Origin of the sequence: Rhodococcus sp. KRD197 (genome assembly GCF_017168235.1) — a bacterium.
Classification (GTDB): Bacteria; Actinomycetota; Actinomycetes; order Mycobacteriales; family Mycobacteriaceae; genus Rhodococcoides.
In genome coordinates this window covers 127960-147053 of the sequence record NZ_JABFAO010000009.1, presented here as the reverse complement: position 1 = coordinate 147053, position 19094 = coordinate 127960, and the positions used below count along the sequence as shown (strand labels likewise).

Annotated in this window: 8 protein-coding genes and 2 pseudogenes; 5 read left to right on the top strand and 5 right to left on the bottom strand. The window is 62.0% G+C overall.

Annotated elements, in window-relative coordinates; translation table 11 throughout:
• Nucleotides 1–52 precede the first annotated feature (52 nt).
• Nucleotides 53–523, bottom strand: a pseudogene (locus J1M86_RS14325) (NYN domain-containing protein); the annotation flags it as partial.
• 381 nt (nt 524–904) lie between these two features.
• Between J1M86_RS14325 and J1M86_RS14320 the strand changes: the two are divergent.
• The 5 genes from J1M86_RS14320 (at nt 905) to J1M86_RS14300 (ending at nt 10083) form a co-directional block, all read left to right on the top strand.
• Entirely contained in the window at nt 905–1441 is a 537-nt protein-coding gene (locus tag J1M86_RS14320; RefSeq protein WP_206510378.1) for a hypothetical protein, read from the top strand.
• Nucleotides 1442–1451: 10 nt separating this feature from the next.
• Nucleotides 1452–3566 carry an N-6 DNA methylase gene (locus tag J1M86_RS14315; RefSeq protein WP_206510377.1) on the top strand — a complete coding sequence of 705 codons (2115 nt, stop codon included), beginning with the start codon at nt 1452–1454 and terminating at the stop codon, nt 3564–3566.
• Nucleotides 3567–3683: 117 nt separating this feature from the next.
• Nucleotides 3684–5663: a class I SAM-dependent DNA methyltransferase gene (locus J1M86_RS14310; protein WP_206510376.1), complete on the top strand. Its 1980-nt coding sequence runs from the start codon at nt 3684–3686 to the stop codon at nt 5661–5663.
• A gap of 143 nt (nt 5664–5806) precedes the next feature.
• Nucleotides 5807–6973, top strand: coding sequence for a restriction endonuclease subunit S (locus tag J1M86_RS14305; protein WP_206510375.1), 1167 nt, complete (start codon nt 5807–5809; stop codon nt 6971–6973).
• Nucleotides 6974–6975: 2 nt separating this feature from the next.
• Nucleotides 6976–10083 carry a type I restriction endonuclease subunit R gene (locus J1M86_RS14300; protein ID WP_206510374.1) on the top strand — a complete coding sequence of 1036 codons (3108 nt, stop codon included), beginning with the start codon at nt 6976–6978 and terminating at the stop codon, nt 10081–10083.
• Nucleotides 10084–10099: 16 nt separating this feature from the next.
• On the opposite strand, the gene J1M86_RS14295 is transcribed toward J1M86_RS14300, so the two are convergent.
• The 4 genes and pseudogenes from J1M86_RS14295 to J1M86_RS14285 all read right to left on the bottom strand — a co-directional run bounded on the left by J1M86_RS14295 (nt 10100) and on the right by J1M86_RS14285 (nt 18863).
• On the bottom strand, nt 10100–11896 hold the full coding sequence (locus J1M86_RS14295; protein WP_206510373.1) for a DEAD/DEAH box helicase family protein: 1797 nt from the start codon (nt 11894–11896) through the stop codon (nt 10100–10102).
• Nucleotides 11893–16827, bottom strand: a complete 4935-nt coding sequence (locus tag J1M86_RS14290; protein WP_206510372.1) for an AAA domain-containing protein — start codon at nt 16825–16827, stop codon at nt 11893–11895. Before J1M86_RS14290 ends, J1M86_RS14295 begins: the two co-directional genes overlap by 4 nt.
• A 265-nt stretch (nt 16828–17092) precedes the next feature.
• Nucleotides 17093–17463 (bottom strand): annotated as a pseudogene (locus J1M86_RS27000) (GIY-YIG nuclease family protein).
• 509 nt (nt 17464–17972) lie between these two features.
• On the bottom strand, nt 17973–18863 hold the full coding sequence (locus J1M86_RS14285; protein WP_206510371.1) for a hypothetical protein: 891 nt from the start codon (nt 18861–18863) through the stop codon (nt 17973–17975).
• Nucleotides 18864–19094 lie beyond the last annotated feature (231 nt).

Here is a 19094-nt window from a genome sequence, read left to right as displayed (position 1 = left end):
CTCCTGAGTTGGTTACGGTGGCGTTGGTCGTTGCGAGCCTTGAAACCGTCTGTCGGGCGCTCCCGTGGGGTTCCCCGTCGACCCTCGGAACGCCCAAATCGACCACCTGCACTCCATGGGCTCGCGCCTCCTCCACCGCCTCGGTCAGGTCATCGTCACCGGAGACGAGAAAGAACACATCGGAGGTATTGCTTCGCGCGTGAGCGACCAGGTCGAGTCCGATCCGGAGGTCGACGCCCTTCTGCTCGCTGTTCACTCCGAAGCGGCCGAGGCGTAGTTTGACTTTCGCCAACTCGCCGATGCGCTCCTGCTGGACATCCGGGATCCCGTTCTTCGCAGACCTGTACCAGTAGACCCGAAGGACCGGCACACCCGAACGTGATTCGGCGGCGTCGACAAGTGATGCAACGAGTTTCGAGTAGTCGACGTGGATCCCGCTGCGAAGCGATGTGCCGGTCATGCGGGTCGCAGCGGAGGCGAGTAAATGGCCGGTATCGACATAGACAGAACAGGTCGGCCGCATGCATCACTAACTCACGCCAGGCTTCGAACGGATCGCTGTCACTGTTCCCTGTGCTGTACGTGGGTTAGGTACCGAAGTCTGTCCGCCCGAGCAACTCCTCGTGCAACCGGATGTTTTGGTTGCCGCACTCGAGACCAAAACCGAACCACGCTGTTAACAATTATGGTCATTGTGGGCTGCCGGATAGACCAGAGGATGAGGTCGTCTCACGGCCCGCCTGGGGCTCTGAGCGGTGCGAAAGCCCCTGAGCATCTGTCAACCTAGTGTTTACGAAAATTTGATTTACGGCTCACTGTTAGGTGTAACTCACTCACCCTTGACATTGACGGTGAAGTTGGTTTAAGGTTCCTGTCAACAGTCCAGGCATCGAAAGGAAACGGCATGGTCACCAACTCCGCCACACTGGTCCAGAATCTGTCTCACACCGCCCCAGGACGCGTTCTCACCATTGCGCCACAGTTGGCACCGGCACGCGACGTCGGGAGGGTAGTGCATTTCATCGACATCGAAAACCTTTGCGGGACTGGCGATGTAAGGATCAATGCGGCACGGAACGCGATGCTCAAATATCACGAAGCAGTGGACATCGCGGCCGGCGACCACGTCATCATCGGCGCATCGCATCACAATGCGGTCGCCGCGTGGAACGCTTGGCCTAGCGCCAGATTGCTCACGCCTCGTTCGGGCCCCGATGGCGCCGACCGCTCTCTACGTGAAGCGATGCACACCGAGCGAATTGCAGAACGCTTCACCGACATCTACCTCGGATCCGGCGACGGCGGCTTCGCGGAGGATCTCGCGTACCTCGCCGACGCCGGATCGACCACGAACGCGGTTGCCCGCACCGGACATATGTCCGGCCGCCTACGCCTGGCCGCGCACCACGTCATCACGATCACTACCACTACCTACGTATAGGACACCTTTGATGAGCACACCCCTGATTCGATCGGCCGACATTGCCGTGTTGGCCAACGTCAGCCGCGCCGCGGTCACGCAGTGGCGTAAGCGGCATAACGACTTTCCAGCGCCAGCCACAGGACCGGATGCCGGCACCCCGCTCTTCGACCGAAACGAAGTCGAACAATGGCTGATCCGAAGCGGGCGTTTAGCTGAGCAGCAAGACAAGATAACGCCGACCGTGGTCACAGAAACAATCCTCGGCCACCTCCGCGCATCAGGCATGGAGGATGACGGAGCCCTCGCCGGGGCAGCACTGGTCGTGGAATACCTCGTTCGAGGTATCGCCGAGAATCGTGAATTCGTCGGAGCCGCACATGCATTGACAGGTGCACCCGGGCTGACTCGCCAACCCGCCGACGTTCGAGCAGCCGGTACGGCCGAAGACTGGCTGCACACCCTGACCTCACAGGCCCCGGACATTGCGCCGGCGCTCGACTGCTTGAATGCGGCCCAGCCGGAGACCGACACGCTCCTGCGCGCTGTTTCTTCGGCGGTAGCCCCGTTGAGTATCGACAAGTTCCTCGAGGTCTATGACGTCCTACTTCTGAACGACCGTCGCAACACCTTGATCGACCCGCAGCCGGTGTCGACATTCGTGGCCGCCATGGTCGAGTGCAGCGGCGTTTTCGGAGACGACAGCACCGTTCTCGATCCGGCTGTGGGGCCCGGAGCCACCCTGCTGGCCCTCGGCATTCGTCACCCATCTGCCCATCTGATCGGTGTCGACATCAGCGACGGCCTCGCCGAGATCGGGCTGCAACGTGCAATCCTGGCCAACCGCCCCATCGACATCCGTGTCGGCAATTCGTTGGGCAATGACCCCGCGTCCCAGGTGCTCGCTGATGTCGTCGTCGCTACACCACCATGGGGGCTGCGGGACTTCGGACCGGACGTCGACGTACACGATCCGCGGTGGGCGTTCGGTCGGCCGTCTCCTCGCTCGGACGGTATCTGGCTCCAGCACGCTATCGCCCATCTCGCCGACGGGGGCCGCGCCTTCGTCGTGACCCCACGCGGAGAACTGGACCGATCGGGCCCGCCTCACGCCCTGCGGCAAGAGTTGCTGCGTCAAGGTGCAATCGAAGCCGTCATCACCTTGCCCGGACGGTTGTTCTCGCCGTACACCGCCATCGAGACCGCACTGTGGGTGCTCGCCCGACCCGGTCAGACAATCGACAAGGACCGGGTGCTCCTGATCGACGTCCCCACCGGCGGTGAGTCGGAGACTTCTGTCGACGGGTTCTCCGGTGTACTCGCCGAATACGAACGCTGGCGCACCTCTGCCGACGCAGGCGACACGCCCTACTCGATTGCGGCCCCCGTTCGGGATCTGCTCGAACCCAACACCGGACTCAACCCCACCACGTGGATCCGGCGTCGGGACGCCCCCAGCCCGGAGGAAACGATCGAGTCCATCACCACCGCCCACGCCGCGGTGACTCGCAGTTCTTCTCGACCCGTCGAGATAGCAATACCCGGTTTCACCCCTGCCGGAATGGTCCGCCGCGAACGGCTCACCTCGCTTCCCGGAGTGCACCTCGTACGCAGCCGGCCCACACCCTCACGCGAAAACGCCGGAAGAACCGGCGCACCCCTACTGACCGGGAGAGTCCTTCATGAGTACCGCACCACCGGCGTCGCAACACCCGATCAGTACGTCACCGACGATCAACCCGCCGGCGTCACCACCCAACCTGGCGACATCGTCATCCTCGGAATAGCCCGGACGAATCAACCGATCGCCGCGCGGTTCGACTTACCAGGATGGGTCGTAGCGCCGCAGAACTACCTCGTCCGCATCGACAGCGCCGCCGCCGCCACCCACGACCCCGACTACTTGGTCACCTGCATCAACGCCGCTGCACGCACCCTCCCCCGCACCATGGACACGGTACGAGTAGTACCCAGGAACATCGAGATCCCCGTTGTCCCCCGAGCAGAACAGCAGCGGATCGTCCGCCTGAACCACGATCTCGCCGACGCCACCACTGCAGCCGCAGAACACCTGGCGCAACTACAAGCACTCACGACACTCGTCGAAACCGCAACCGGGACCGGGACGATCAGCATCACATCCTGATCGAAACCGGGCGCAGCAGCCGCACATGGCCGCCGCGATCCGCCCCGCAATCCCCTGAAATGTCCGATCGAACCAGTACCTTCATCATCAACGCTTCAACAGAAAGACACTGAACTTATGTCCGCCAGCACCACCAACGCCACCCTGATCTGGAGCATCGCGAACCTACTTCGCGGTCCCTACCAGCCCAACCAGTACGGCGACGTCATCCTGCCGTTCACCATCCTGCGTCGATTCGACGCGATCCTCGCCCCCACCAAGGACGACGTGATCGCCGAGTACAAGAAAACTCAGGGACTGGGCATCGACCCGTTCGTCGTGCTCACCTCGAAGTTCGCTCTGCCGTTCTTCAACACCTCCGTCTGGGACTTCGGCAAGCTCGCCGCCGACCCGGCAGGCCTCGCCGACAACCTGATCGACTACATCGAAGGCTTCTCCGCGAACATCCGCGACGTCTTCGACGGATACGGCCTCCCCACCCTGATCGCCGAACTCGACAAGAAGGACCGCCTGTTCCTGATCGTCAAGGAATTCGCGAACGTCGACCTCCACCCCGACCGGGTCACCGGGCACGACATGGGTTACATCTTCGAAGAACTCATCCGCAAATTCGCCGAATCCAACAACGCCGCCGCCGGTGACCACTTCACCCCACGCGAAGTCATCGCCCTCATGGTCGACCTGCTCTACGCCGACAAAGACCTCGAACTCACCACCCCCGGCATCGTGCGCACCATCTACGACCCCGCAGCCGGCACCGGCGGCATGCTCTCCACCGCGTACGACCACCTCGTCGAGATGAACCACCACGCCAAACCCGTCCTGTACGGGCAAGAGGTCAACGCCCGCTCCTATGCAATGTGCAAGTCCGACATGGTCATCAAAGGCCAGAGCGTCGACAACATCTACCTCGGTGACACCCTCGACGACGACGGTTTCAGCGGTCACCACTTCGACTTCCTGCTCTCCAACCCACCGTTCGGAGTCGAATGGAAGTCGCAGCAGAAGAAGGTCACTGCCGAACACGAGCAACAGGGCCACGCCGGCCGTTTCGGCCCTGGCCTTCCCCGCGTCTCCGACGGGTCCCTGCTATTCCTGCTACACCTGGTCAAGAAAATGCGACCCGTCCGGAGCCCCGACGACAAAGGATCCCGCCTGGCGATCGTCCTGAACGGCTCGCCGCTGTTCACCGGTGGTGCCGGATCCGGCGAGTCGAACATCCGGCAGTGGATCATCGAAAACGACCTGCTCGACGCGATCATTGCTCTGCCGACCGACATGTTCTACAACACTGGCATCTCGACCTACATCTGGATCCTCGACAACAAGAAGACCGCGCAGCGCAAGGGCAAAGTTCAGCTCATCAACGCTGTCGGTATGTTCGGAAAGATGAGAAAGTCGTTGGGCTCGAAGCGCAAACAGCTGCGTGACGAGGACATCAAGCTGATCTGCCAGCTGTACGACGACTTCCGCCACGACGACAAACCCGACGAGCCCGCACTGTCGAAGGTGTTCGACAACAACGACTTCGGGTACCGCACGATCACCGTCGAGCGGCCCTTGCAGTTGTCATTCCACGTCCACGAGGGCACGGCGGACCAGGTGCTCGCATCGAAGGCGATCGCAAAGCTGTCCGCGGCTGAGCAACAAGCCGTCCGGGACGCGTTCACCGAGCTGACGGGCGGGTCATGGTCGAATCGCGACACGTTCATCGCAGGAGTCAAGATCGCACTGAAATCTGCGGGTATGCCGAAGCCTGCTGTGTCCGTGGTGAAGTCGATCTGGACTACCGTCGGACAGTACGACCCCGGCGCTGATGTGGTCACCACCAAGGGCAAGCCCGAGGTCGACTCATCTTTGCGTGACACCGAGAACGTTCCTATGTCCGAGGACATCGAGGAGTATTTCGCGCGTGAGGTCCTTCCGCACGTCCCGGACGCATGGATCGACCTTGGCAAGACTAAAACCGGTTACGAAATCCCCTTTACTCGGCACTTCTACCGATACACCCCACCCCGACCCCTTGATGAGATCCAGAAGGACCTCCGCGGCCTCGTCAGCGAGATCCAGATCCTACTGGCGGAGGTCGGCGCGTGAACTGGCCGACGTATGCGGACTACCGCCGATCGGGTGTGGGGTATCTCGGCTCAGTACCCGTGCATTGGACCGTCAGTAGGTTTTCCCGACACATCCGGATCAACGGTGGTCAAGTAGATCCGCGGATAGAGCCCTTCCGATCCATGCCGCTGATCGCACCGAACCACATCGAGCCGGAAACCGGGAAGCTTACTGCGCTTGAAAGCGCAGAAGACCAGGGCGCGGACAGTGGAAAGTATCTCGTCACGCAAGGCCAACTGATCTATTCCAAGATTCGCCCAAACCTCGCGAAAGCCATCACAGCGCCGACCGACTGTCTGTGCAGCGCTGACATGTACGGACTTTCGCCGAATCCGACTGTCCTAGAAAGTGATTTCGCGCTCCGTGTTCTCTTGTCGAGGCCGTTCACGGATTATGCCATTGACTCGTCAATGCGCGTCGCGATGCCGAAGGTGAATCACGAATCACTAGGTGCTGCACCGATTTGGTTCCCGCCTCTGGAAGAACAGCGGAAGATCGTGGACTTCATCGACCGCGAAACGGATAAGATCGATGCGTTGATCGCCAAGCAGATGCAACTCATCACCACCTTGCGCGAGGACCGTGCCGCAACGATCACCCAGGCGGTTACGAAGGGTCTCGACCCGAACATCGAGATGAAGGACTCAAGGGCTCCTTGGGTCGGTGACGTTCCGGCTCATTGGTCGGTGGCTAAGATCAAGCACGGATTCTCCGTGACCTTAGGGAAGATGTATCAGGGCGAGGTGCAAGGTGCCGATGACCTCCAATTGCCGCACCTCAAGGCCGGAAGTTTGACGGCGGCTGGATTGAACCTCGACGACCCCATGCTCTGCTGGTTCGCACCAGCAGAAGTAAGCTCTCTGACTCTTCGAAAGGGCGACATCTTGGTTGTTGAAGGTGGCGCGATCGGACGTTGCGTGGTGCTCGATCGGGACCTTCCCAACTGGGGCTTCCAGAAGTCCTTGAACCGTGTCCGAGCGCTGTACGGCGATAGCCCCAGGTTCCTCGCCTATCTGATCGAAGCCGCCACCCTGTCAGGTCACGTATCAATTCTGTGTGGGAAGGCCACGATCTCGCACTTCACCGCGGAAAAGGTCGAGGCATTGGAGTGGCCTCACCCCTCGGTCGATGAGCAGGCGGCAATAGTTGCGTTTCTCGATGCTCGGTGCGCGCAGGTTGACGATCTAATCTGGAAGTCGACCGAGATGATTGACACCTTGCGCGAGTACCGCTCCGCGCTGATTACCGACGCGGTGACGGGGCGAATTAACGTACAAGGAGTTGGTTGATTATGCCGCAGCATCACGAATCCGTCCTTGAGGACGAGATCTGTCAGCATCTCGCCGCGCAGGGATGGCTGTACTCACCGGACGACACCGGCTACGACCGCGAGCTCGCGTTGTACCCGGAGGACGTGTTCATGTGGCTAGAGGAGACTCAGCCGACCGAGTACGCGAAACGCGTCAAGCCCGACGCCATAGTCTCGGAGCAGGAAAAAGCAAAGGCAGCGCTGCCGCAGCGTCTTGCAAAGGCACTCACCGCGGACCTGAAGGCCGACGGCGGTACCCTCGCTGTGCTGAGACGCGGGTTCAAGGACTTCAACGCATCGTTCGCGATGTGCCAGTTCAAGCCGAACTCCGGCTTGAACGCGACCACGGCCGAGAAGTACCAGGCCGTACGGTTGCGAGTGATGCGGCAGGTGCACTACTCGACGGCTAACACCAAGAAGGCCATCGACCTGGTGTTCTTCGTCAACGGAATCCCGGTCGCCACAGCGGAACTTAAGACCGACTTCGTGCAGTCCGTCGCACATGCGGTCGAGCAGTACAAGAAGGATAGATTACCCAAGGGTGAGCCTCTGCTTGCGTTCGCCAAGGGTGCGCTTGTGCATTTCGCGGTCTCGAACAAAGAAGTGCATATGACCACCCGGCTCGCCGGGGACGCCACAATGTTCCTGCCGTTCAACCGTGGCAACAACCACCACGCCGGCAACCCGCCCAACCCGGACGGGTCGGCGGCCTCGTACCTGTGGGAGACAATCCTGCAGCGCGACACCTGGCTTGAGATCATCGACCGCTTCCTGCACCTTGAAGTGACCGACCGTCGTGACCCCGACACCGGGAAGAAGACCCGTAAAGAGACGTTGCTCTTCCCGCGATTCCACCAGTGGGAAGTAGTCACGAAACTCGTCAATGCCGCCCGCACCGAAGGACCGGGCCATAAATACCTGGTCCAGCATTCCGCCGGATCTGGAAAGACCAACTCCATTTCGTGGCTCGCGCAGCGCCTCGCCAGCCTCTACAACGACGCTGACGGCAAGGTGTTCTCATCGGTCATCGTCGTCACGGACCGGACCGTCCTCGATACCCAGTTGCAGGAGGCCATCCACCAGATCAACCGCACCACCGGCGTGGTCGCGCACATTGATGGCCTGTCCGGATCCAAGTCCAGCGAACTCGCGGACGCGCTGCTGTCCGAGACACACATCATCATCGTGACCATCCAGACTTTCCCTTTCGCAATGGATGTGATCGCGAACAAGGAGGAGCTGCAGAAAAAGAGCTTCGCGATCATCGCTGACGAAGCGCATTCCTCACAGACCGGCGGCGCATCGAACAAGCTCAAAGCGGTGCTCTCGAAGAAGGAACTGGCAGAAGTCGAAGACGGAGCTCCAGTTGCCTCGGAGGACATCCTTCGAGCAGAGACCAGAGCTCGAGCCGACACAAAGAACGTCTCATTTTTCGCGTTCACTGCCACACCAAAGCGAACGACCCTGGAATCCTTCGGCTGGAAGGGCGCGGACGGCATACACCGGGCGTTCCATCTTTATTCGATGCAGCAGGCAATCGACGAGGGTTTCATCCTCGATGTGCTGCGTAACTACACCCCCTACAAGACCGCGTTCCGATTGTCCCACAACGGGAAAACGTTCGCTACCGACGACACCAAAGACGGCACTGTCGCTGTCACCACATCGGGTTCGGATGCGGATCTGGTGGATCGATCAGCGGCGGTGAAGTCGGTGATGAACTGGGTCAAGCTGCACCCGACTAACATCTCGCAAAAAGTACAGATCATTGTCGAGCACTTCCGGGAGAACGTCGCCTGGCGACTCGACGGTCAAGGCAAGGCGATGGTCGTCACAAGCTCTCGCAAGGCCGCGGTCCGCTACAAGCTCGCGTTCGACAAGTACGTTGCCGATCACGGCTACACCGATGTCGCTGCGCTCGTCGCGTTCTCCGGTGAGGTCAAAGACACCGAAGCCGGTACCGACGAGCTGTTCACCGAGACAAACATGAACCCAGGTCTGAAGGGCCGGGAACTGCGCGATGCGTTCGCCACCGACGAGTTTCAGGTCATGCTGGTGGCCAACAAGTTTCAGACCGGATTCGACCAGCCCAAGTTGGTTGCGATGTACGTCGACAAAAAGCTTGGCGGAGTGCAGGCTGTACAGACCCTTTCGCGCCTGAACCGCACGTTCGCGCCACTGAAGGACCAGACGTTCGTGTTGGATTTCGCGAACGAGGTCACCGAGATCGTCGACGCGTTCTCGCCATATTACGAGGTCACGACCCTCGCCGATGTCACCGATCCGAACATCGTCCACGACACCGAACGCAAACTCGCCGCGGCAGGCATTTACGAGGCCTCGGAGGTCGACGGACTTGTTGTCGACTATCTCGCGAAGAAGGGCAACAGCGCGCTCGAGAAGTGGATCGCAGCGGCCGCGGAACGTTACGCCGTTCGGATGGCTGCGGCGGTCAACAACTCGGATGCGGTGGCAGCCGACGAGTTGGCGATGTTCCGCAAAGACGCCGGCACGTATGTTCGCCAGTACGAGTTCATGTCGCAGCTGTTCGATTACGAGAGTCCATGGCTCGAAAAGTTGGCCATTTACTTAAAACTCCTGGTGCCGCAATTGACTGGCGGCGAGAGACAGAACCCGATTGACCTGTCATCGGTGACCATCGACCACCTCGGCCATCATCAGCAGGCGCAGCAGCGCGGAAAGCTCACTTCCGGAGTGCAGCTGGAGCCAGCCAAGGATGCCGGCACCGGCAGCGTCAAAAACCCGGAGATGGTGGCACTTGAGGAGGTCATCGCGAAAATCAACGACCTCTTCTCCGGCGACCACCCGGATTCGAGTGTCCGCAGTGTTGTAACCCATCTTCGAGACCGCCTCGAAGAATCCGAGATCTTGCAGCAACAGGCCAAGAACAACAGTCTGGCTCAATTCTCTGCAAGTCCGGACATCGACATCGTGTTTGTCGACGCAGTGTTGGGTGCGATGGCTTCGTCGACCGACCTCTCAACCCAAATTCTCAACAACAAGGACGTTGCGCAAAAGATTTTGGGCGAGCTTCTGCCGTCGGTCTACCGGGCTCTTCACAGCGCTTAAAATGACGGTGTAGGCATTACCGTCCCCTGGGGCTGGACGGCAGCGTTCGCTGGCTAGTGGAAACTTCCGCAACACTCTGACACGATGACTCGAACCGAACTGAACCTGGCCGCACTTGCGCCTTGAGACGCCACCTCAGCATGGTCAGCGCCCGACCAGCTTCCCTCTCCAACGACTTCAACCCCCGCTTCTCCAGGCTCTCAATGAGCATCCGCTTGAGGTTCATCTCCGCCGCCACCTGGGACACCGTCCGAGGCTTCGCACCGTCGATGCCGTACCGCCGGATCAACACCGACGCCTCCCGAACATCGATCGCAGCCATACACCGCAGGATCCCGTCGAGCTGATCAGGCGTCCCGTACTGCGCCTCCGACAGAATCTCCTTCACGGTCCGAGTCCGCGCTGCAGACACCGTCGTCGGCACCATCGACGACTGCGGAATCACGATCGGCTCGATCGGCATCGGGTCCACCGGCGGCTTCGGCAGAATCGGCGCCGACTGATCCAACCAACTCGCCAACACCGCACCCGCATCAGCGAGCTCGACGTCCACGACCTCCTCGGCCACAGCCGTCAACTCATCCAGAAACGCCTCATGCGCACCCAGAGACGGATCCTCGTTCGTCCCCGCCACATACATGATCACGAACGCCGCAGGCCGACCATCGGGCTTGAGCCTCAGAATCCGGCCCATCCGCTGAATCATCTGCCGCTTCGAGGAACTGCTCGCGATGATCACACCGACATCCACCGCCGGCACATCGATACCCTCGTCCAGCACCCGCGGCGCCACCAAACTCGACAGCTCACCACTACGGAACTGTTTCAGAATTCGCGTCCGCCCCACCCGATCCAAATGACTCGAATATTGATGCGCCGCCACTCCACCGGCCTTGAGCACCTCCGCGCCCTTCGCCGCGGACTCCTTCGTCTCCGAGAACACGATCGACCGCTTCGACTTCGCCAAGCCCGGAGTGATCGCCGCGAGCGCCTGCAACTTGCCCTCACAGTCCGCCAACAATGCCCGCCGCTTACTGAACGCAGACAGATACCTACTCGCCACCCGACTCGCCGGCAGGTGCCGCTCCTTGCTCAGATCCACGGCGTTCTTCATGAACTCACCGAACGGCTCGGCAGCACAGCCATAGCCGTAGATCAACGTGTTGCGGAGCGACTTCGCCTTCTCGTCCAGATCCTGGAACTTCGCTGCCTCGTCCGCGGAGAACGGCACCGCCACCGTCATCACCCGCACCTGCGCGAGGATCCCGTCCCGTCTCCCCCGCGCCGCGTCGCAGCCCTTGACCAGGTTCTCGAAGTACGGCATCAGATGCGTGTCGACACCGTCGTCCTGACGCTCCAACGTCGCCGTCAGCCCGAGACGCTCCTCGAACCGGTTGATCAGCACCTTCGCAAACGAACCCGCACCATAGCGATGCACCTCGTCCGCAACCAGCAGCGCACCTGTGCGCGGCATCGGCGCACCTGGCCGGATCGCCGACTGAATCGTCGTGATCAACACGTCGTACAGCCGGAACGTGTCGTTGTGCCCGTTCCCTCGGCGCCCGATCCGCACGCTCGGCAGCGCCTTCACCATCGCCGTGTACCACTGCTCGAGCAGATCGATACTCGGCACCACCACCAACACCTGACGACCACGACTGACCGAGTCCAGCGTCGCCGCCAACCCCACATGCGTCTTCCCGGTACCAGTGACGGCCTCGACGATCGCGCGATAGCCGGACGACACCCACGCATCGAACGCTTCCTTCTGCCAGTCCCGCAACCCCTCGGACCGGCTTGCAACCTGCGTCATAGCGTCAACCCGTGCGGCCGAACCCATTCCTCGACACCCTCACGTTGACGTCTGGTCAACTTCTTGAGCGCGACCAGATCCCACAGCAGTTCATCCGCCTTCGTCCGCGACAACCCCGTCACCCGCTGACACCGCTCCACCGTCAACGGCGCATTCGGACGTGCCGCAGCGATCGCAATCTCGCGCGCTCCCGCCCACGATGCGACCGGCAAGGCATCCAATTCGGCTTGCAGTGAACGACTTCCGGACACCACGACCGACTCGGTCACGACACCAGGCGGCCGATGGCGACGCGGCACAGCATCCGGCGTCGGAGCAGGTGGTCTTCTCTTCGACGCTCTCAGTGCGTCGTCGCGAGACTTGATCTCCGCCAACGCCTCCTGCACGGCTTCAGGCGTGACCTCACAGTCCTCCACCGTCTGAGCGACGGAGAACTTGTTGCGCTTCTGCGAATACCGAATGGCCGCAATGAGATCCTCACGCGGCATCGTCCGAACCAGCGTCGGTTCGGACATGTCGGTGTCGTCGAACTCGTCCACTGCCGCGTCGTCGACGTCGCTGGTCTCATCGGGCTCGTCGACGGTCTCGATGACCTCTGGCAACGGCGCGAGATCCACCTCGACCGTCCGGGACGGCGCGGGCGCTTCGACGGTGACGAGCTCGACTGCTTCTTCATCGGGTTCGGCGTCGTCGCGATCACGCACCAACGCAATCGGAGTCCACGTCGACGTTTCCGATCCCTCGACCACCACGGCGACCTCGTCGGGCAGGATGCCGACCGAGTCGAGGAGTTCGGTGATGGTGTCGAGTGCTCGTTCACGGTCGAGGGCGAAGTCGGACGCCCGCAACCGATGGAACAGCCAGCCACAGCGTCGCAGTTCGAACTCGCGCTCCATCCGACTCAGCAGCTCGTCGGCGTCGATTGCACCGTCGTCGTCGCATTCGATCGCAACCCGGACAGCGGCGCCAGTGACCACCAGGTCGATGGTCATCTCGTTGACATCGACGCGTGGGTTGACGTGGTAGCCGCGCTCACGCAGCGCCAGGAAGACCTGCTGCTCGAACAGCGAACCGAAGTCCGGATGCGGTGCATCCGGCGAGACGGCGTCGGGCATCGCGGGGACCGGAACCGTCGGCGCAGCTTCGACGTAGGACAACAGTGACCGTCGTAGATCGGTGGTCGCCAGGCTGTCGGCCGTGACGGAGTGAAACAGCCACAGCTGATCCCGCGTACGAGTGGCGGCGACGTTGAAGCGTCGTTTGAACATGTCCGTCGTCAGCGCCTTCGACGACGAGCCGGGTGCGATGACCATCGACAGGAACATCACGTCACGTTCGTCGCCTTGGAAATCCGGCGGAGTTCCGACGCGGATGCGTCGCTCGTCGACCTGCTCGGACGGGACGCGCTCGAAGATCAACGACCGGATCAGATCCGCTTGCGCTGCGCCCTGGAGGACGACGACGCCGAAGGTCTTGTCCTCGTAGTCGGGTTCGGCGAGGCAGAGCGCGAGCTGGTCGACGAGGGCGTTCGCCTCGGCTGCGTTGCTCAGTCGTGTGCTCGAACCAGTTGTGCTCGCATCCTCGACGAACGTACTGCGCAGCGGTGCAAGCCGATCCGCGCCGAACTGCCGGACAGGCACCAGCGGCTGCTCACCGTAGAACTGCGTAGACGACCACTGGATGATCTCCGGCATGGACCGGTAGTGCTCGCGTAGTCGCACTGCGTCGCCGAATCGCGTGCGCAGCATCGAGAACAGGCTCGACCTCGGGGTCAGCGTCATCCGGGTCGTGACAGGCACGTCCGGGAGGAAGTAGTCGAGCCGCTCGATGACGGATTCGAGGGTGTAGTTCTGGATCGACGCCGGGGCGCACTGCTTGTCGTCGCCGACGACGATGACGCGCGGAGCCAGCCACATCAGGAACATACTGGTGATCTCGGCCTGGCTGGCCTCGTCGACGATCACGACGTCGAACGCGTTCTGCTGCGGCGGAATCGACGACAGCACCTGCGCTATCGGCATGACCCACGCGGGCACCACCGTCTGCGCATCCTGCATCGCCGCTCTAGCTGCGACTCGGTACCTTTGCGCGAGGCTGCTGGTGCCGAGGCCGGCGTTGGACATGTTCTCCTGATATGCCCGCAGCGCGGTGACCTCGCGACTCGTCATGCGCTGCAGGCATTCCTGCCACGCCTGCTCGGCGGCGAGTTGCGCCGTCAGGGACGAAATTTCTTCATCGAGGGCGTCGATGTCGGCATCGAGGTTGCCGTGCTGGTCGGGTTGTTGGTGGCTCTCGGCCCACTGTTTCGTCCAGCGCCACGTCCAGGCCTTGCTGAAGGAGGGTGCGAGGGCTGACCAGTCGGTCGTCGTGTCCTCGGTCAGGGCACGCGCCAGGCTCGGTGCGTGCTCGGCCAGGGCGTCGAGCAGTTCTGTGCAGAGCTGGGCGCCGGGCTGATCCTCGCTGGCGAGCCGCTCGTAGGCGTCGGCGTCAGCTGCTCGTAGGGTTGCCGCGAGGTAGTCGGAGTTCGGTCGTGCAGCCGACAGTCGGTCTGCGAGATCGCTCAGCTCGGCGCGGGCCGTATCGGCGTCGGTGCGGTCGGTCAGGCCTGTGATGTCTTCGGCGAGGGCGAGTGCTTCGTCCAGGGTCGTCGTTGCCGGGACCGACGGGACCACTGCGCCGAGTGCGGCGACCAGCTCGTCGCGTGCGGTGGCGATGCTGCCGGCGGCGAGGACCTGGTTCCAGACGATATGAAGCGTGTTGACGCGCTGCTCACGGCTGGCGTCGGCGCCGGTCGGCAGTTCGATGCCGATACCCTGCAGTAGGTTTGCGGCGTCGTCGACGGCGACGAGGGAGCGGATGTGTTCGGCAACGAGCCGTAGTTCGGTTGCCTGTGTCGCGTCGGAACCATCGACGCTCGCTCGGGCATCGAGTTGGTCCACCGCGCCGTGCTCGTGTGGCGTGCGGACCCAGCGCATCGTGTCGAACGGGCCGCTCTCGTAGAGCCGCGCGAGTGCGTCGAACGCATTGAGTGCTTGCCTGCTCGACACCTGCGTGGTGACCTGGTGCGACCCGACGGCTTCGTCGGCGCTCACCGCGACGGACAGCATCGCCGACACGGTCTGCGCGCGAGACCACAGTGGCCCGAGGGCGCCGGAGAGAAGTCCGTCAGCCAGCGCTCGGTAGTTCGCACCGAACGACTCGATGGCTCGCGCCCGATCGATCAGGGCATGCGCCGACGGGAGGATGTAATGCAGCTGGGCCGGGTCGATGTCGTCGACGTTCGGCAGCATCGACGACGAGCCGTGGGCGCGGGCGCGGGCGCACAACGATCGGATCTCCTCGACCGGCGGGAGACCCGGAGTCTGCGCGTCGCCGCTGATCAGCGATGCGAAAGCCGCGTCGTCGAACGGCGGCTGCTCGGTGTGCAGCGGCCCGGGGATCCAACCCAGCTCGGGCTGCTGGGAGTCGAGCTTGTCGATGATCGTGGCGAGTGTCCCCGAGTAGGTGGGCGACGGTGAGTGGATGTCGGCCTCGGACGCGCGGGCGGTGAGCATCTGCTCTTTGAGCTGGTGACGCTGTTCCTTGGTGCTGGTTCGCTTGGCGGCGAGGCTCTTGATCTTGCGGGCCGACTCGGTGGCGTCGAACGCGGCTTTGCGGGAGGCGATCGTCGAGACGCTCTCGTCGAGCTCGGCCGATCCCCCGCGCGCCATGTCGGTGACGGACACGCAGAGATCCTGCAGTTCGGTGGGCAGTTTGTCCTTGAGGACGCGGAGGGCCTGGGCCTTTTCGCTGGTGACGAGGATCCGCTGGCCCTGAGCCATCAACGCGGACATCAGGTTCGCGATGGTGTGGGTCTTGCCGGTGCCGGGCGGGCCTTCGACGACGACGCCGGTGTCGTTCATGACGCGGTTGTAGATGCCGGCCTGTGCGCGGTTGGCGGCGAGCGGGAAGAGCGGTTCGGCGCTGGGGGCGTCGCTAATGTGGGATTCGAGCCAGTCGCGACGGGTGTTGTCATCGTGGCCTTCGACGAGATGCGAGAGCCCGACCGGGACCGGCTCCCCGGCGTCGAGCGCGGCGAGCATGGCGTCGTAGTAGGACACGAGCGCGTAGGCCCCGCGCTTTCGCAGCACGAGGGCGGGCGACATCCGCAGGGTGTCGGCGGCGGAGCTGACGGGCCGGTCGTGGTCGGCGATGACGGTGAGCGGCTGCTTCAGCGCCGAGGTGGCCCACTGGCCGAGCAGGCGCGGGATATCCGCGGACAGTGAGGACGAGACCAGCTCGGACAGGCTTCGGTGCAGTGATTTGGAGCCGGTGCGGTCGAAGCCGTCGAGATCGAGCAGGACCTGCACGTCTTCCAGACGCGGAGTGCTGGCCGGCGCGACGGTGACGAGGAGATCGCCGGTGGAGTCCTCGCGGCTGATACTGGCCTGCTGAGTGATGAGGTGGGTGGCGATCTGCTGGCCGCCGACCTTGGCGTCGAGGTAGCCGGAGGCGATGACGAGTTCGAGTGACTCGGGCTGGGTGCCGAGGTCGTGCAGCATGAGGTCGACGGATCGGAAGAGTTCGGCGAAGGGCCGGCGTTCACGGTCGTCGAGGGACCAGTTGATCCAGGTCTGGAGCCATTCTTCGGCTTCTGATGGCGCTCCGGTTTTGACGGTCGGTGGTGTGGTGGTCTCGTCGACCCACTGCTCGAGGTCTTCCGAGAGGCCGGGAGGTTGCTCGATGCTGGTCCGTTGGATGCGAACGGCCACGTCACCGGGTGCGACGTCGGTGTTGACGTCGAGGGGTCGGGCGTCGTCGAAGAGCCACTCGACGCGGGCATCGGTGCCGTACTGGCGTATCGGCTTCGACTGGGCGCCGACCGTTTCGCGCAAGAACTCGAGCAGGCGCCGCACGCGTCCCCGGAGTTCGCCGTCATCTACCACCGACATCAGACCCTCACATTTCGACCACCCTGAACAGCAATCAACCTATAGGTGACGGGTGAAAACTTTGGGCGATGTTCAGGCTTGGTCTGTCGTGCCGTCGCAACCGACCAACACGCCGGGACGCTCTCTATCTGCTCCGATTCACAGGCTCGGCAAGAACTGCGCGTGGGTTCACGAGTCTCTAGGGCGGTGAAGTTCATTCAATTGAATGAACGGTCGATGCGACTCGGCACAGTTCACTTAGGCGAACAGCCAAGACCGCCAGCGGTCAAAACCGCAAGGGCGGCCGTCTGCCTGTATTCGGCAGAACGGGTAACTCGAAAGCTCGTGCTCTCGAATAAGATCGCGCTCGGCTCAGTCTAGCGTGGTAGGCATTATGACCGTTTCCCATCAGATTGAGCGGTAGGTCGAACGTTGCGATCAGGTCATCTTCGAGCACCCACGGTGCGGGATGAGCAACCCACGAAACGAACGCATGCTCGGCCATCCATTCGTCGAGCAACCACTCCCCGTATGAAAGTGCAGCCTGTTGCCCGAACCGATACGTCGGAGCTGGATGCCAAGGTGGTCGGAAAGCAAGGATCCGAGGGTGAGTCGCAACGTTGATCCGGCCGCATTCCCGCGGTAGTGGTAGCGAATGCGCGTCCGGACAGTCTGGCGACTGGGCGCCTTTCCATTCGTCGGCGGCTTGCTGGGACTGATACCCGCGCATATAGCAACGTGCGGCCGTCACGCTGGTAGCAGTCGGACGTGTCGATGTCGCTGGCAGGGAGATGCTCGAACCACCACCCGTACACCCCAGTAGCGGCGGGGACGGGACACGGCTTCGCCAACACCTCGAGTCGAGTGTGAATAGGTGCGCCTAAGTAGTCTACGTGGAGATCACTCATTGAGAAATCGTGTCACGCGCCACCGTCGGGCTCCGCGCGATTCGTTAGATCGCCAACACTGCACCGGGCACCCCTTGCGGACGGTGTTTCGCATCGCAGGACGCGAACATGATGACCTCGCACGGTTGTCTTCCGCGTCCCTGCCGATTCCCAGCTTGGAATTCAAACCAGCCCGTTTCGTGCCGCGGCAGGGGACAGGTTGTCCGCCAGTTTGGATAACGGTCCCACCCTGTTGCGACTCGGTGCGCTAAGCCCAACCTACGAGTTGATGGCCTCGGCGCAGAGCAACGAAGCCGTCCAGAACTTATCCAGATCAAGTTCCGCGACTTTGCGTCCAGGCGCTGACGACCTGTGATCTTGGCCCAACACCGTCGCTAGTCCAGCAAACCCGTCATGCTTCTGAATCTGGCTGTAGTTGTTCCAAGCGCCGGTAGCCATAAGAACCCCCGATTTGTTCACCCACAAATACATTGGCGCAAATCGGTACCCATACGGATGGAAAAATACCCCGCCGGACGGTGACGTCCCGAACCAGAAATCGTCGAAACTGCCCCTCGATTCGTCCAAGGATTCCTGCAAGGTGAACAACCGGATTGCGCGTTCTACGTCAACCTCCGACGAAATTGCCGCCAGAAACGACTCTTTGGTCCAAGCGCGGCCACCAGAATTTCCCGATCGCGCTTTTGCCGCCGCGAGCTCACCGCCATAGGTTGACGCAACGAGAATTTCGAGGTTGCCCTGCCTCGCATACGCCAACTGAAGGGCGGTCACTCGAATCTCGTCTCGGGTGATTCGGTTGAAGTACTCGACTAGGCGGCGCAGGTCTGAGTCGATGCGGTCGACAGCCAGGCACAGGTGTATCCGGGCAGCCTCGATGTTGTCTGCCAGATGATTTGAGCCACCTCCGTCCAGCGCCGAGAGGTTCTGTCCGCCCTGACGAGACCACTGATCCCGGAACCATGCCTCGCCGTCGAGAGAAATTGCGGAGGCGTAGTCCATAACCTGACCGATCACCATTCGTCGTCGCTCAGAGTTGGATGCAAGCTTGCATTCGACAACCGTGACCGAACCGTCCAGATCGACGATGCATACGTCTGCTGGGCCAGCCGACGTCAAGAATTCACGCACAGTCAACGCGTCGTCGGACACTCCGGGAACATGTTCAGGTGCAGCTGCGATGATGCTCTGCAGGTGACCCTCGTTGTCGTACGCGGACATCTCCGGCGACGTCCACCCATCCTTCGAACCCCATTCTCGGACGAGGAGGCCTCCAACTCCGTCATCGGTCACGATCACTCCGTCTCTTTGAATCTTGGCAACCCATCCTACGAAGGGCCGAGTGCGACTTTTCAGTACTGACATTCGTGGTAGTCGGTTTGT

Bases quoted from the DNA above. Each gene is read 5' to 3' on its own strand.
- J1M86_RS14300 (WP_206510374.1), top strand. From the start codon at position 6,976: ATGCCGCAGCATCACGAATCCGTCCTTGAGGACGAGATCTGTCAGCAT.
- J1M86_RS14310 (WP_206510376.1), top strand. From the start codon at position 3,684: ATGTCCGCCAGCACCACCAACGCCACCCTGATCTGGAGCATCGCGAAC.
- J1M86_RS14290 (WP_206510372.1), bottom strand. From the start codon at position 16,827: ATGTCGGTGGTAGATGACGGCGAACTCCGGGGACGCGTGCGGCGCCTG.
- J1M86_RS14305 (WP_206510375.1), top strand. From the start codon at position 5,807: ATGCCGCTGATCGCACCGAACCACATCGAGCCGGAAACCGGGAAGCTT.
- J1M86_RS14315 (WP_206510377.1), top strand. From the start codon at position 1,452: ATGAGCACACCCCTGATTCGATCGGCCGACATTGCCGTGTTGGCCAAC.
- J1M86_RS14320 (WP_206510378.1), top strand. From the start codon at position 905: ATGGTCACCAACTCCGCCACACTGGTCCAGAATCTGTCTCACACCGCC.
- J1M86_RS14295 (WP_206510373.1), bottom strand. From the start codon at position 11,896: ATGACGCAGGTTGCAAGCCGGTCCGAGGGGTTGCGGGACTGGCAGAAG.